Raw genomic sequence first — 12,525 nt, 5'->3', positions numbered from 1 at the left:
ATTTGAGTGGAGAACAGCATGAGTGCAGTTGAAAGCGTCGGCCCACAAGCGTTGCCGGCACTGCAAGAACAAGTCGAGCAGATCATCGCTGAAGCCAAGCGCCAGGGCGCCAGTGCCTGTGAAGTGGCGGTGTCCCTGGAGCAGGGCCTTTCCACCTCCGTGCGTCAGCGTGAAGTCGAAACCGTCGAATTCAACCGCGATCAGGGTTTCGGCATCACCTTGTACGTTGGTCAGCGCAAGGGCTCGGCCAGCACGTCCGCCAGCGGTCCGGAGGCGATTCGCGAAACCGTCGCCGCCGCGCTGGCCATCGCCAAGCACACGTCTGAAGACGAAGCTTCGGGCCTGGCGGACGCTGCGCTGATGGCCAAGGATCTGCAGGATTTCGACCTGTTCCACGAATGGGACATTACCCCGGAACAAGCCATCGAGCAGGCCCTGGCCTGTGAAGCGGCGGCGTTTGCCACCGACAGCCGGATCAAGAACGCCGATGGCACCACCCTCAGCACCCATCAGGGCTGCCGTGTCTACGGTAACAGCCACGGTTTTATCGGCAGTTACGCGTCGACCCGGCACAGCTTGAGCTGCGTGATGATCGCCGAGGCCGATGGCCAGATGCAGCGCGATTACTGGTACGACGTGAACCGCCAGGGCAACTTGCTGGCCGATCCGGTGAGCATCGGCCAGCGTGCCGCGCAACGGGCGGCGAGCCGTCTGGGGGCGCGTCCGGTGCCGACCTGCGAAGTGCCGGTGCTGTTTTCCGCGGAACTGGCCGGTGGATTGTTCGGCAGTTTCCTCTCGGCGATTTCCGGCGGCAGCCTGTATCGCAAATCCTCGTTCCTTGAGGGCACGCTGGGGCAGAAACTGTTCCCGGAATGGCTGACCATCGATGAGCGCCCGCACCTGATGCGCGCGCTGGGCAGTTCGGCGTTCGATGGCGATGGTCTGGCCACTTACGCCAAACCATTCGTCGAAAAAGGCGAGTTGGTCTCATACATCCTCGGCACGTACTCCGGCCGTAAGCTCGGGATGCCGAGCACCGCCAACGCTGGCGGTGTGCACAACCTGTTTGTCACCCATGGTGACGAAGACCAGGCAGCCTTGCTACGCCGCATGGGTCGCGGCCTGCTGGTGACTGAATTGATGGGCCAGGGCCTGAACATGGTCACTGGCGATTACTCCCGCGGCGCGGCGGGGTACTGGGTCGAGAATGGCGAAATCCAGTTTGCGGTCCAGGAAGTGACCATCGCCGGCAACATGCGCGACATGTTCAAACAGATCGTTGCGGTCGGTAATGACCTGGAGCTGCGCAGCAACATTCGCACAGGTTCGGTGCTGATCGAGCGGATGACGGTGGCGGGTAGCTAAACCCTTACCGCTAAGCAAAAAAGGCGCGTCACCCACCAGGTGACGCGCCTTTTTTAATGCGCCATGCACCATCCCTGTAGGAGCACGGCTTGCCGGCGATGGCGTCCCTGAGGTCGTTCTACGGCGTGATTGATTGGCCTGAAGTCGCTACGCGCTATCAGGCTGCGCTGGTTTAAGACTTCTGCCAAAACCATCCAGGGCTGGCTATGGGCACTGGCTGGTGAGCCTGGCTGAATTGTTGCTGCCCTTGGGGTTGGCGCTGGCGGCCGGGGCAATGTTGCTGGTGGTCACCCAAGTCATTCCCGAGTCGCGCCGCAATGGTCACGACAAGCTTGCAAGTCTTGGGCTGCTGATCGGGTTTTGCTTGATGATGGTGATGGATACGGCGTTGGCTTAGCGACTGAACACGAACTTTGTAGCAGCCTTCGGCAGCTGCTACAGGGCGAGTGTTACTCGCCTTCGCCGAAGTAGTCATTGATCAAATTCACCAATGCCTGCAGCGCCTCATCAGCCTGTTCGCCTTCGGTGCTCAGGTAGATTTTGGTGCCCTTGCCCGCAGCGAGCATCATCATTGCCATGATGCTTTTTCCGTCGACCGTGGATTCCGGCGTGCGTCCTACTCTGATCGTGCAATCCTTGAACTCACCGGCGACGCCAACGAATTTTGCAGAAGCGCGGGCATGCAGGCCCAGCTTGTTGATGATTTCAATTTCCAGAGCAGGCATCGCGGTGTGAATCCTTTAGCTGAGGTCGCGGTGGCGAACCTGGACGTTCTTCAGGGATTTTTGCAGGGCCTGGCCCAGACGTTCGGTCAGGTAGACGGAGCGGTGATGGCCGCCGGTGCAGCCAATGGCAATGGTGACATAAGCGCGGTTGCTGGCGGCAAAACGGGGTAGCCATTTTAACAAGTAGGTGGAGATGTCCTGGAACATCTCTTCGACGTCCGGCTGTGCCGCCAGGTAATCGGCAACCGGTTGGTCGAGCCCGGATTGATCGCGCAACTCTGGCTTCCAGTAAGGGTTCGGCAGGCAGCGCACGTCGAACACCAGATCAGCGTCCACCGGCATGCCACGCTTGAAACCGAAAGACTCCACCAGGAACGCCGTACCGGATTCCGGCTGGTTCAACAGCCGCAGCTTGATGGTATCTCGCAGCTGATACAGGTTCAGGTTGGTGGTGTTTACTTTGAGATCGGCGAGGTCGGCAATCGGCCCGAGCAGGGCGGTCTCATCGTTGATGGCCTCGGCCAGCGAGCGATTGGCATTGCTCAGCGGGTGACGACGGCGGGTTTCCGAGAACCGTTTGAGCAAGGTTTCTTCGTCGGCGTCCAGATAAAGCACATCACACTGGATATGCCGGCTGCGCACTTCTTCCAGCAGTTCGGGAAACCGCGACAAGTGACTCGGCAAGTTACGCGCATCGATCGATACGGCAACCAGCGGTTGCGCCAGCTCAGTGTGGATTAACGCACGTTCGGCCAGTTCCGGCAGCAGACCGGCGGGCAGGTTGTCGATGCAGTAGTAGCCGTTGTCCTCGAGAACATCGAGTGCGGTACTTTTACCTGAGCCGGAGCGGCCACTGACGATGATCAAGCGCATGATTAATGACCGTTTTGCTCGTCCAGGACAACCTGATACAAGGCTTCATTGCTCGAGGCGCTGCGCAGTTTTTCGCGCACTTCCTTGCGGTCGAGCATGCTGGCGATCTGGCGCAGTAACTCCAGGTGCGCATCGGTAGCGGCTTGCGGGACCAGCAGAACGAACAGCAGGTCAACCGGGGCGCCGTCGATGGCGTCGAAATCGATGGGTGCATCAAGGTGCATCAGGGCACTGATGGGCGAGGTGCAGCCCTTCAGGCGGCAATGGGGAATGGCGATGCCGTTGCCAAAACCGGTTGAGCCGAGCTTTTCACGGGCAATCAGAGCCTCGAAGACATCTTGCATCTCCAGATCCGGCACTTCTTTGTGGATAAGGTTGGCAATTTGCTCAAGGGCTTTCTTTTTACTGCCGCCCGGCACGTTCACGAGGGAACGGCCGGGGGTCAGGATGCTTTCAAGTCGGATCATGGGTTGGGAGTGTTAACGACCGGTCGCGCCCTGGAGGAGGCTTTGGGTCTTTTCCTTATGCTTTTTGAGTTGTTTATCCAGCTTGTCGGTCAGTGCGTCGATCGCCGCGTACATATCGGTATGCTCCGCGTTTGCGACCACTTCATTGCCGGGAATATGCAGCGTGGCTTCGATTTTCTGCTTGAGCTTTTCGACCGTCATCGTGACCTGCACGTTGGTGATCTTGTCGAAATGCCTCTCTAATCGTTCGAGTTTTTCGCCGATGTAGGTGCGAAGAGGTTCGGTCACTTCCAGTTGGTGTCCACTGATGTTGACTTGCATACAGCTTCTCCTTCGTTGCCAGTGCATAAAGCGGCAGGCAGAAATGCCTGCCACTGGAACGCTGTGGCGTGGCTCTACATCAACCGCTTGCGTTCGCTCGAAGGCGCGATCCCGAGGGATTCGCGGTACTTGGCGACGGTGCGGCGAGCCACCTGAATGCCTTGTGCCTCCAGTAAACCAGCGATCTTGCTGTCACTCAACGGCTTTTTCTGATTTTCCGCGGCAACCAGTTTTTTGATGATCGCGCGGATCGCCGTGGATGAGCATTCCCCGCCCTCGGAGGTGCTGACGTGGCTGGAAAAAAAGTATTTCAGTTCATATATGCCCCGTGGGGTATGCATGAATTTCTGCGTGGTCACCCGTGAAATCGTCGACTCGTGCATGCCCACCGCTTCAGCGATGTCATGCAGGACCAGCGGTTTCATGGCTTCGTCGCCGTATTCAAGAAAACCACGCTGATGCTCGACGATCTGAGTGGCTACTTTCATCAGGGTTTCGTTGCGGCTTTGCAGGCTCTTGATGAACCAGCGGGCCTCTTGCAACTGATTGCGCATGAAGGTGTTGTCGGCGCTGGTGTCGGCGCGGCGCACGAAACCGGCGTATTGAGCGTTGACCCGCAGTCGTGGCACGGATTCCTGGTTCAGCTCCACCAGCCAGCGCTCGTTGTCCTTGCGTACGATCACGTCGGGAACGACGTATTCGGCTTCGCTGGACTCGATTTGCGAGCCTGGGCGCGGGTTGAGGCTCTGCACCAGTTCAATCACTTGGCGCAGTTCGTCTTCCTTGAGCTTCATGCGACGCATCAGCTGGCTGTAATCGCGGCTGCCGAGCAGGTCGATGTAATCGGTGACCAGGCGTTTGGCCTCGACCAGCCAAGGCGTCTTGGCGGGTAGCTGGCGCAATTGCAGCAGCAGGCATTCGCCCAGGTTGCGGGCGCCGATGCCAGCGGGTTCGAATTGCTGGATGCGGTGCAGGACGGCTTCGATTTCGTCCAGTTCGATGTCCAGTTCCGGGTCGAAGGCTTCGAGAATCTCCTCGAGGGTTTCGTCCAGATAGCCCTGATTGTTGATGCAGTCGATCAGGGTCACGGCGATCAGGCGATCGGTGTCGGACATCGGGGCCAGGTTCAGTTGCCACAGCAGGTGGCTTTGCAGGCTTTCGCCGGCCGATGTCCGGGTGGTGAAGTCCCACTCGTCGTCATCGTTGCTTGGCAGGCTGCTGGCGCTGGTCTGGTAGACGTCTTCCCACGCGGTATCGACGGGCAGTTCGTTGGGGATGCGCTCGTTCCAGTCGCCTTCCTCGAGGTTATCAACCGTCGGGGCGGTTTCCTGGTAGGAAGGTTCCTGAATGTCGGTGTTGGGTTGCTGTTCGGCTTTGTCGGCCAAGGGGTCGGCGTTATCGAAGTCGTCGCCTTCTTCCTGGCGTTCGAGCATCGGATTGGACTCCAGGGCCTCCTGGATTTCCTGTTGCAGGTCCAGGGTCGACAATTGGAGCAGGCGGATGGCCTGTTGCAGCTGCGGTGTCATCGTCAGCTGCTGGCCCATTCTCAAGACTAGCGATGGTTTCATGGCAGGGGCTTAACACCTTATTCGCCGGCGCACATGCGCCATCCACTACAGGGCGCCGGAGCGCCAACATAAGCAAATTATATGCCCGAAACTGCAGCGTTTGCCTAGAGCGCTGTAACAATAAAAAAATGTTGATTTTTTATCGAGACGAGCGCCCGGGCAACCAGCCAGACACCTCAGTGCTTACAGGCGGAACTCATGGCCCAGATACACTTCCTTGACCAGGTCGTTGGCCAGGATGGTGGCAGAGTCACCTTCGGCGATCAGCTGGCCATCGTTGACGATGTAGGCGGTTTCGCAGATATCCAGGGTTTCACGGACGTTGTGGTCAGTGATCAGCACACCAATGCCCTTGGCCTTGAGGTGATAGATGATTTGCTTGATGTCGCCCACCGAAATCGGGTCCACGCCGGCGAACGGTTCGTCGAGCAGGATGAATTTCGGGTTGGTAGCCAGTGCCCGGGCGATTTCCACACGGCGGCGTTCACCACCGGACAGGCTCATCCCGAGGTTGTCGCGGATGTGGCTGATGTGGAATTCCTGTAGCAGGCTTTCCAGCTCTTGGCGACGACCGGCCTTGTCGAGTTCCTTGCGGGTCTCGAGGATCGCCATGATGTTGTCGGCTACCGAGAGTTTGCGGAAGATCGACGCTTCTTGCGGAAGATAGCCGATGCCGGCCTTCGCACGACCATGCATAGGCTGGTGGCTGACATCAAGGTCGTCAATCAGTACGCGGCCCTGATCGGCCTGTACCAGGCCGACAATCATGTAAAAGCAGGTGGTCTTGCCGGCGCCGTTTGGGCCTAGGAGACCGACGATCTGACCGCTGTCGATCGACAGGCTGACGTCACGCACGACCTGGCGGCTCTTGTAGCTCTTGGCCAGATGCTGAGCTTTCAGAGTTGCCATTACTGGGCCTTTTGCTCGTCGGTTTTCTTCTTCGGCTGGATCACCATGTCGATGCGCGGACGCGACTCGGTGACCTTGTTGCCCGTCGCGCGACCGGCGCTCGCCAGCTTTTTGACCGTGTCATAGACGATTTTCTCGCCTTGGGTGACGTTGTTGTCCTTGTCGACCACTTTTGCCTTGTCGATCAGCACGACGCGGTTTTGCGCTGCGTGGTACTGGATGGTCACGCCCCAGCCCTGAACGGGTTTGGTGTCGCCTGCAGTTTGCAGTTGCTCGAAATAGGCGAGGTTGCCCACCGAAGTCACCACGTCAATGTCGCCGGTCGGCGTGCGGGTGATGGTCACGGTGTTGCCTTTAACGATCATCGAGCCCTGAGTGATGATCACGTCACCTTTATAGGTGGCAACGCCATTCTTGTCGTCCAGCTGGGCATCGTCGGCCTGAATGCGGATAGGCTGCGTTTGATCGGTCGGCAGTGCCCAGGCGCTCACGCTTCCCAGTGCTGCGCTCAGACCGAGCAAAATAGGGAGGGTTTTAACGAGCCTCATACTGTCCTCTTACGTTCGATAGCAGGTGTATCCTGCTTTCTTTCAAATACGCTTTCATTCCCTTGCCAGTCGACACACCACCAGCGCCGTCGATTCTAACGGGTTGCTCGGTCTGCGCATATTGCTGCTGCGGGAACACTGTCATGCGGGTGGTGGTAATCAGGGTCTTGCGGTTTTTCTCGTCGAAGCGCGTGATGCGCACCGAGTCAATCAGTTCGACCTGAGTGCCGTCGGGATTCACTTCGCCGTGCTCGCTCTGGACGTGCCACGGAAACTCGGTGCCGCGGAACATGTTCAGGTCGGGATTGGTCAGCAGCGTCACTTCGGTGGCTTTCAGGTGTTCAACCTTGTCGGACGTCATTTCGTATTGCAGTCTGCCATCCGGCAGATATTGCACGCTGTGGGCGTTGGTCGCGTAATAGTCGATCGCGGTTTCATCGATCTTTGCCACTGGCTTATCGAGGAAGCGTTCCGGGCTGATGTTCCAGTAGCCGACCGCTGCGAATATCGCGGCGATGCAACCGAACACCAGGAATTTGCGAATCTTTTTGCTCAGCATAGTTGGCTCACAGGTACGCGGCGTTTGCCGCATCAAGGCGGCCCTGCGCGCGCAGGATCAATTCGCAGAATTCGCGAGCGGCACCCTCGCCCCCGCGGGCCTGGGTGATGCCGTGGGCGTGTTCACGGACGAAACTGGCGGCGTTTGCCACCGCCATGCCCAGGCCGACGCGGCGAATCACCGGCAGGTCCGGCAGGTCGTCACCGAGATAGGCGACTTGCTCATAGCTTAGGTTGAGTTGGGCGAGAAGCTCGTCGAGCACCACCAGTTTGTCCTCGCGCCCTTGGTACACGTGTGGAATGCCGAGGTTCTTCGCGCGTCGCTCGACCACCGGGGTCTTGCGGCCACTGATGATAGCGGTCTGCACGCCGGCTGCCATCAACATCTTGATGCCTTGGCCGTCGAGGGTGTTGAACGTCTTGAATTCGCTGCCGTCTTCGAGGAAGTACAGGCGTCCGTCGGTCAGTACGCCATCGACGTCAAAAACCGCCAGTTTGATGTTCTTGCCGCGTTGCAGCAGGTCGGTGCTCATTACATTACTCCTGCACGCAGCAGATCGGACAGGTTGAAGGCGCCGATCGGACGGTCCTCCTTGTCCACCACTACCAGCGCGTTGATTCGATGGTCTTCCATGATTTTCAGGGCCTCGGCCGCGAGCATATCGGCCCGGGCGGTCTTGCCGTGTACGGTCATGACCTCGTCTATGGTCGTATGGTGGATGTCGATGGTCCGGTCAAGGGTGCGGCGCAAGTCGCCGTCGGTGAAGATCCCGGCCAGTTTGCCATTGGCCTCCACAATCGCGGTCATGCCCAGGCCCTTGCGGGTCATTTCCATCAAGGCGTCCTTGAGTAGCGTGCCACGTTGCACCTGGGGCAGTTCTGCTCCGGCGTGCATGACGGTTTCCACTTTCAGCAGCAGGCGTCGGCCAAGCGCGCCGCCGGGGTGGGAAAAGGCGAAATCTTCAGCGGTAAAACCGCGGGCTTCCAGCAACGCAACGGCCAGGGCATCGCCCATGACCAAGGCGGCAGTGGTCGACGAGGTCGGTGCCAGGTTGAGCGGACAGGCTTCGTGCTCGACGTGCACGTTGAGGTTGACCTCGGCAGCCTTCGCCAGAGGTGAATCAGGGTTGCCGGTCATGCTGATCAATTGAATGCCCAGGCGCTTGATCAGCGGCAGCAGGGTGACGATTTCATTGGTAGAGCCGGAGTTCGACAGCGCCAGGATGATGTCGTCGCGGGTGATCATGCCCATATCGCCGTGGCTGGCTTCGGCCGGGTGCACGAAAAAGGCTGTGGTGCCGGTGCTGGCCAGGGTGGCGGCGATCTTGTTGCCGATGTGCCCCGATTTGCCCATGCCGACCACGACCACGCGCCCTTTGCTGGCCAGAATCATTTCGCAAGCGCGTACGAAATCCGCGTCGATACGGGGCAACAAGCCTTGTACGGCTTCCAGTTCGAGGCGGATGGTGCGTTGTGCTGATTGAATCAGGTCGCTGGATTGGCTCATGTCAGAAATCGTATAGCCTGATGAAAAGGCGGCGATTATAACGGTAATGATCGAAACCCTCACGCAAGTTCGTCGCGCTTTGTCATTCCCGGTTACCGAATACCCCTAAATAGAAGCTTTTACCTCGTCATGTTGCTCAACATGGCCCGGCTTGGGCCTTGGGCGCTTGGCCTTTGCAGTGATATAGTTCGCCGCCAGTTCGGCCTGCCCGGGAGGTATGTGCTTTCGCCAGAAAGTCAGGCGTCCGAGTGAGAGGCTGCATCGCAAGGAGATTAGATGAGTGCCGATAAAGCCTACGCGATCGAGCTGAAGGGACTGACCTTCAAGCGCGGAACGCGCAGCATTTTCAATAACGTCGATATACGTATCCCGCGCGGCAAGGTCACCGGCATCATGGGGCCTTCCGGGTGTGGCAAGACTACGCTGTTGCGGCTGATGGGCGCACAGTTGCGGCCTACCAAAGGCGAAGTCTGGGTCAATGGACAGAACCTGCCGAAACTGTCGCGCGGTGATCTGTTCGATGCGCGAAAGCACATGGGCGTGCTGTTTCAGAGTGGTGCACTGTTCACCGATCTCGATGTGTTCGAGAACGTGGCCTTTCCGCTACGCGTTCATACTGAACTTCCGGAAGAAATAATCCGGGACATCGTCCTGCTCAAATTGCAGGCCGTGGGCTTGCGTGGTGCCATCGACCTGATGCCTGACGAGTTGTCCGGCGGCATGAAACGTCGCGTCGCTTTGGCGCGGGCGATTGCCCTCGATCCGCAGATCCTCATGTATGACGAGCCCTTCGTCGGCCAGGACCCCATCGCCATGGGGGTGCTGGTGCGTCTGATCCGTCTGCTCAACGATGCGCTGGGCATCACCAGTATCGTGGTCTCCCACGACCTGGCCGAGACCGCGAGCATCGCCGATTACATCTATGTCGTCGGCGAAGGCCAGGTGTTGGGGCAGGGCACTCCCGAGGAGCTGATGAACTCGCAGGAGCCACGCATCCGTCAATTCATGACAGGCGAGCCCGACGGTCCGGTTGCCTATCACTTTCCAGCGACGGATTACCGCGCAGATCTTCTGGGGCAGCGTTGATGCGCAAGATTTCACTAGTAGAACGGGTTCGCCGGTTCGGACACTCTGGCATCGACGCGCTGGGGGTGTTCGGCCGTTCGGCAATATTCCTGTTTCATGCCTTGTTCGGTCGTGGCGGCATTGGCGGCGGTTTTGGCTTGCTGATCAAGCAACTGCATTCGGTGGGCGTAATGTCCCTGGTGATCATCGTGGTCTCCGGGGTGTTCATCGGCATGGTGTTGGCGCTGCAAGGCTTCAATATTCTATCCAGCTATGGTTCGGAGCAGGCAGTCGGCCAGATGGTTGCGCTGACGCTGTTGCGTGAACTGGGGCCCGTGGTCACGGCATTGCTGTTCGCCGGACGCGCCGGTTCGGCATTGACTGCCGAAATCGGCAATATGAAGTCCACCGAGCAGTTGTCCAGTCTGGAAATGATTGGTGTCGACCCGCTCAAGTACATCATTGCCCCGCGCCTGTGGGCCGGCTTCATTTCCCTGCCGGTGCTGGCGATGATCTTCAGCGTGGTGGGCATCTGGGGTGGTTCGTGGGTGGCCGTCGACTGGCTGGGTGTCTATGAAGGTTCCTACTGGTCCAACATGCAGAACAGCGTGACCTTTGCAGACGATGTGCTCAACGGCATCATCAAAAGCATCGTTTTCGCCTTTGTCGTGACCTGGATCGCCGTATTCCAAGGCTATGACTGCGAGCCCACTTCCGAGGGGATCAGTCGTGCCACTACCAAAACCGTGGTGTATGCCTCTTTGGCTGTACTCGGCCTGGACTTTATTCTGACCGCCTTGATGTTTGGAGATTTCTGATGCAAAACCGCACCCTGGAAATCGGTGTCGGCCTTTTCTTGCTGGCTGGCATCCTGGCTTTGCTGTTGCTGGCGTTGCGGGTGAGTGGCCTGTCCCCGAGCGCAACCACCGATACTTATAAACTTTATGCGTATTTCGACAATATCGCCGGTTTGACTGTCAGAGCTAAAGTGACCATGGCCGGTGTGACCATCGGCAAGGTCACGGCGATCGATCTGGACCGCGACAGTTTCACCGGTCGAGTGACCATGCAGCTGGAAAAACGCGTAGATAACCTGCCGACTGACTCCACTGCATCTATCCTGACCGCTGGCCTGTTGGGCGAGAAGTACATCGGTCTCAGCGTGGGCGGCGAAGAAAGCTTGCTCAAGGATGGCTCAACCATCCACGACACGCAGTCGTCGCTGGTACTCGAAGACCTGATCGGTAAATTTCTGCTCAATACCGTTAGTAAAGACGCCAAATGAGGAGCTTTTGAATGATCTCTACCTTGCGACGTGGCCTGTTGGTATTACTCGCGGCCCTGCCGTTGATGGCTAACGCCGTGGCGGCGCCCTCAGCGCACGATATCGTGCAGGACACCACCAATCGGCTACTTGCCGATCTGTCGGCCAATAAAGAGAAGTACAAGCAAGACCCGCAAGACTTCTATACGGCGCTGAACACCATCGTCGGACCTGTTGTGGATGCCGAGGGCATTTCCAAGAGCATCATGACGGTCAAATATTCGCGCAAAGCCACGCCTGCGCAAATGAAGACCTTTGAAGAAAACTTCAAAAAGGGCCTGTTCCAGTTCTATGGCAACGCTTTGCTCGAGTACAACAATCAGGGGATCGTCGTCGACCCTGCCAAGGATGAGTCGGGAGACCGTACAAGCGTTGCCATGACGGTCAAAGGCGCCAACGGCGCGATCTATCCTGTGTCTTACACACTCGAAAAGATCAATGGCGAGTGGAAGCTGCGTAACGTGATCATCAACGGCATTAACATCGGCAAGCTGTTCCGTGATCAGTTCGCTGATGCCATGCAGCGCAATGGCAACGACCTGGACAAGACCATCAATGGTTGGGCCGGAGAAGTGGCCAAAGCCAAGGAAGCCAGCCAGAAGCAAACACCCGAGAAGCAAGCTCAATGAGTGTGTCGGCCATTCGCATGAGCGAATCCGGCGAGCTGACGCTCAGCGGCATGCTGGATTACCGCACCGGCCCCGGTTTGCGCAAGCAGGGGCAGGCGCTGATCAAATCCAGCAAGGCCGCTGCACTGGTGGTCGATTGCTCGGCAGTGTTGAAGTCCAGCAGTGTCGGCTTGTCACTGTTGCTGTGCTTCATGCGTGATGCAGAGGCGGCCGGCAAGGCGCTGAGCATCCGCGGGATGCCAGAAGACATGCGCGAAATCGCTCAGGTCAGCGAATTGACCGAGCTGTTGGCGCATCCATAACCGCATCTATTAAGAAGCCCCCCGTCAGAGTCCTGCTTCGCGGGGTTCGCAGGCGCGGGGCTTTTTTGTATGATGTCCGACCCGCGCGCACAGGGCGCCGATTGAGGTTGAGCATGCAGGCCGTAGAAGTGAAGAGCTTCCTTGAAGGAAAGCTGCCAGGAACCCTAGTAGAAGTCGAGGGCGAAGGCTGCAACTTTCAGCTGAACGTGATTAGCGATGAACTGGCGGCGTTGAGCCCGGTGAAGCGTCAGCAGCAGATCTATGCCCATTTGAACCCATGGATCACCGATGGCAGCATCCATGCGGTCACTATGAAATTTTTCAGCAGCGCGGCCTGGGCCGAGCGCACCTGAGCCCAAGGGCG

General features: G+C 58.4%; 17 protein-coding genes and 1 pseudogene. 8 read left to right on the top strand and 10 right to left on the bottom strand.

What is annotated here, in order from left to right; translation table 11 throughout:
* Positions 1–18: 18 nt before the first annotated feature.
* Positions 19–1,365 (top strand): metalloprotease PmbA, encoded by a 1,347-nt coding sequence (pmbA, locus tag KW848_RS21950; RefSeq protein WP_111450409.1) that lies wholly within the window; start codon positions 19–21, stop codon positions 1,363–1,365.
* Positions 1,366–1,579: 214 nt separating this feature from the next.
* Positions 1,580–1,762, top strand: a pseudogene (locus KW848_RS21945) (ZIP family metal transporter); the annotation flags it as partial.
* A gap of 52 nt (positions 1,763–1,814) precedes the next feature.
* Here KW848_RS21945 and KW848_RS21940 read toward each other — a convergent pair.
* From KW848_RS21940 to KW848_RS21895, 10 genes are all read right to left on the bottom strand, one after another.
* Positions 1,815–2,090: an HPr family phosphocarrier protein gene (locus KW848_RS21940; RefSeq protein WP_111450408.1), complete on the bottom strand. Its 276-nt coding sequence runs from the start codon at positions 2,088–2,090 to the stop codon at positions 1,815–1,817.
* A gap of 15 nt (positions 2,091–2,105) precedes the next feature.
* Complete coding sequence (rapZ, locus tag KW848_RS21935) at positions 2,106–2,963, bottom strand: RNase adapter RapZ (RefSeq protein WP_192410155.1); 858 nt, start codon at positions 2,961–2,963, stop codon at positions 2,106–2,108.
* 2 nt (positions 2,964–2,965) lie between these two features.
* Complete coding sequence (ptsN, locus tag KW848_RS21930; protein ID WP_111450406.1) at positions 2,966–3,430, bottom strand: PTS IIA-like nitrogen regulatory protein PtsN; 465 nt, start codon at positions 3,428–3,430, stop codon at positions 2,966–2,968.
* A gap of 12 nt (positions 3,431–3,442) precedes the next feature.
* Positions 3,443–3,751, bottom strand: coding sequence for a ribosome hibernation-promoting factor, HPF/YfiA family (gene hpf, locus KW848_RS21925; protein WP_007941242.1), 309 nt, complete (start codon positions 3,749–3,751; stop codon positions 3,443–3,445).
* A gap of 74 nt (positions 3,752–3,825) precedes the next feature.
* The gene (locus KW848_RS21920) at positions 3,826–5,319 is read right to left on the bottom strand and encodes an RNA polymerase factor sigma-54 (protein WP_218538033.1); all 1,494 of its coding nucleotides are present in this window, start codon (positions 5,317–5,319) and stop codon (positions 3,826–3,828) included.
* 183 nt (positions 5,320–5,502) lie between these two features.
* Positions 5,503–6,228 (bottom strand): LPS export ABC transporter ATP-binding protein, encoded by a 726-nt coding sequence (gene lptB, locus KW848_RS21915; protein WP_008150757.1) that lies wholly within the window; start codon positions 6,226–6,228, stop codon positions 5,503–5,505.
* Positions 6,228–6,776 carry a lipopolysaccharide transport periplasmic protein LptA gene (gene lptA / locus KW848_RS21910; protein WP_111450405.1) on the bottom strand — a complete coding sequence of 183 codons (549 nt, stop codon included), beginning with the start codon at positions 6,774–6,776 and terminating at the stop codon, positions 6,228–6,230. The genes lptB and lptA overlap by 1 nt, the downstream gene beginning before the upstream one ends.
* Positions 6,763–7,335 carry an LPS export ABC transporter periplasmic protein LptC gene (gene lptC, locus KW848_RS21905; RefSeq protein ID WP_218538032.1) on the bottom strand — a complete coding sequence of 191 codons (573 nt, stop codon included), beginning with the start codon at positions 7,333–7,335 and terminating at the stop codon, positions 6,763–6,765. The genes lptA and lptC overlap by 14 nt, the downstream gene beginning before the upstream one ends.
* A 7-nt stretch (positions 7,336–7,342) precedes the next feature.
* On the bottom strand, positions 7,343–7,867 hold the full coding sequence (locus KW848_RS21900; RefSeq protein ID WP_033057989.1) for an HAD family hydrolase: 525 nt from the start codon (positions 7,865–7,867) through the stop codon (positions 7,343–7,345).
* Positions 7,867–8,841: a KpsF/GutQ family sugar-phosphate isomerase gene (locus KW848_RS21895; protein WP_218538031.1), complete on the bottom strand. Its 975-nt coding sequence runs from the start codon at positions 8,839–8,841 to the stop codon at positions 7,867–7,869. Before KW848_RS21895 ends, KW848_RS21900 begins: the two co-directional genes overlap by 1 nt.
* Before the next feature lie 276 nt (positions 8,842–9,117).
* Here KW848_RS21895 and KW848_RS21890 point away from each other — a divergent pair, with 276 nt between their 5' ends.
* The 6 genes from KW848_RS21890 to KW848_RS21865 all read left to right on the top strand — a co-directional run bounded on the left by KW848_RS21890 (position 9,118) and on the right by KW848_RS21865 (position 12,514).
* Positions 9,118–9,927: an ATP-binding cassette domain-containing protein gene (locus KW848_RS21890; protein ID WP_218538030.1), complete on the top strand. Its 810-nt coding sequence runs from the start codon at positions 9,118–9,120 to the stop codon at positions 9,925–9,927.
* The gene (mlaE, locus tag KW848_RS21885; RefSeq protein WP_192410158.1) at positions 9,927–10,724 is read left to right on the top strand and encodes a lipid asymmetry maintenance ABC transporter permease subunit MlaE; all 798 of its coding nucleotides are present in this window, start codon (positions 9,927–9,929) and stop codon (positions 10,722–10,724) included. The genes KW848_RS21890 and mlaE overlap by 1 nt, the downstream gene beginning before the upstream one ends.
* Positions 10,724–11,191, top strand: a complete 468-nt coding sequence (gene mlaD, locus KW848_RS21880) for an outer membrane lipid asymmetry maintenance protein MlaD (protein ID WP_111450402.1) — start codon at positions 10,724–10,726, stop codon at positions 11,189–11,191. The genes mlaE and mlaD overlap by 1 nt, the downstream gene beginning before the upstream one ends.
* 11 nt (positions 11,192–11,202) lie before the next feature.
* Positions 11,203–11,859 carry a phospholipid-binding protein MlaC gene (locus KW848_RS21875; RefSeq protein ID WP_218538029.1) on the top strand — a complete coding sequence of 219 codons (657 nt, stop codon included), beginning with the start codon at positions 11,203–11,205 and terminating at the stop codon, positions 11,857–11,859.
* Positions 11,856–12,161 (top strand): lipid asymmetry maintenance protein MlaB, encoded by a 306-nt coding sequence (locus KW848_RS21870; protein ID WP_008150739.1) that lies wholly within the window; start codon positions 11,856–11,858, stop codon positions 12,159–12,161. The genes KW848_RS21875 and KW848_RS21870 overlap by 4 nt, the downstream gene beginning before the upstream one ends.
* A gap of 113 nt (positions 12,162–12,274) precedes the next feature.
* Complete coding sequence (locus KW848_RS21865; RefSeq protein ID WP_007912386.1) at positions 12,275–12,514, top strand: BolA family protein; 240 nt, start codon at positions 12,275–12,277, stop codon at positions 12,512–12,514.
* The last annotated feature ends 11 nt before the right edge of the window (positions 12,515–12,525 follow it).

This window comes from Pseudomonas sp. PDM25, assembly GCF_019219045.1.
Taxonomy (GTDB): domain Bacteria; phylum Pseudomonadota; class Gammaproteobacteria; order Pseudomonadales; family Pseudomonadaceae; genus Aquipseudomonas.
The sequence above is the reverse complement of the archived record's forward strand: the minus strand, read 5'-3'. Positions and strand labels throughout refer to the sequence as shown.

Coding starts and splice junctions, on each gene's coding strand:
- pmbA (WP_111450409.1), top strand. CDS start 19: ATGAGTGCAGTTGAAAGCGTCGGCCCACAAGCGTTGCCGGCACTGCAA.
- KW848_RS21940 (WP_111450408.1), bottom strand. CDS start 2,090: ATGCCTGCTCTGGAAATTGAAATCATCAACAAGCTGGGCCTGCATGCC.
- rapZ (WP_192410155.1), bottom strand. CDS start 2,963: ATGCGCTTGATCATCGTCAGTGGCCGCTCCGGCTCAGGTAAAAGTACC.
- ptsN (WP_111450406.1), bottom strand. CDS start 3,430: ATGATCCGACTTGAAAGCATCCTGACCCCCGGCCGTTCCCTCGTGAAC.
- hpf (WP_007941242.1), bottom strand. CDS start 3,751: ATGCAAGTCAACATCAGTGGACACCAACTGGAAGTGACCGAACCTCTT.
- KW848_RS21920 (WP_218538033.1), bottom strand. CDS start 5,319: ATGAAACCATCGCTAGTCTTGAGAATGGGCCAGCAGCTGACGATGACA.
- lptB (WP_008150757.1), bottom strand. CDS start 6,228: ATGGCAACTCTGAAAGCTCAGCATCTGGCCAAGAGCTACAAGAGCCGC.
- lptA (WP_111450405.1), bottom strand. CDS start 6,776: ATGAGGCTCGTTAAAACCCTCCCTATTTTGCTCGGTCTGAGCGCAGCA.
- lptC (WP_218538032.1), bottom strand. CDS start 7,335: ATGCTGAGCAAAAAGATTCGCAAATTCCTGGTGTTCGGTTGCATCGCC.
- KW848_RS21900 (WP_033057989.1), bottom strand. CDS start 7,867: ATGAGCACCGACCTGCTGCAACGCGGCAAGAACATCAAACTGGCGGTT.
- KW848_RS21895 (WP_218538031.1), bottom strand. CDS start 8,841: ATGAGCCAATCCAGCGACCTGATTCAATCAGCACAACGCACCATCCGC.
- KW848_RS21890 (WP_218538030.1), top strand. CDS start 9,118: ATGAGTGCCGATAAAGCCTACGCGATCGAGCTGAAGGGACTGACCTTC.
- mlaE (WP_192410158.1), top strand. CDS start 9,927: ATGCGCAAGATTTCACTAGTAGAACGGGTTCGCCGGTTCGGACACTCT.
- mlaD (WP_111450402.1), top strand. CDS start 10,724: ATGCAAAACCGCACCCTGGAAATCGGTGTCGGCCTTTTCTTGCTGGCT.
- KW848_RS21875 (WP_218538029.1), top strand. CDS start 11,203: ATGATCTCTACCTTGCGACGTGGCCTGTTGGTATTACTCGCGGCCCTG.
- KW848_RS21870 (WP_008150739.1), top strand. CDS start 11,856: ATGAGTGTGTCGGCCATTCGCATGAGCGAATCCGGCGAGCTGACGCTC.
- KW848_RS21865 (WP_007912386.1), top strand. CDS start 12,275: ATGCAGGCCGTAGAAGTGAAGAGCTTCCTTGAAGGAAAGCTGCCAGGA.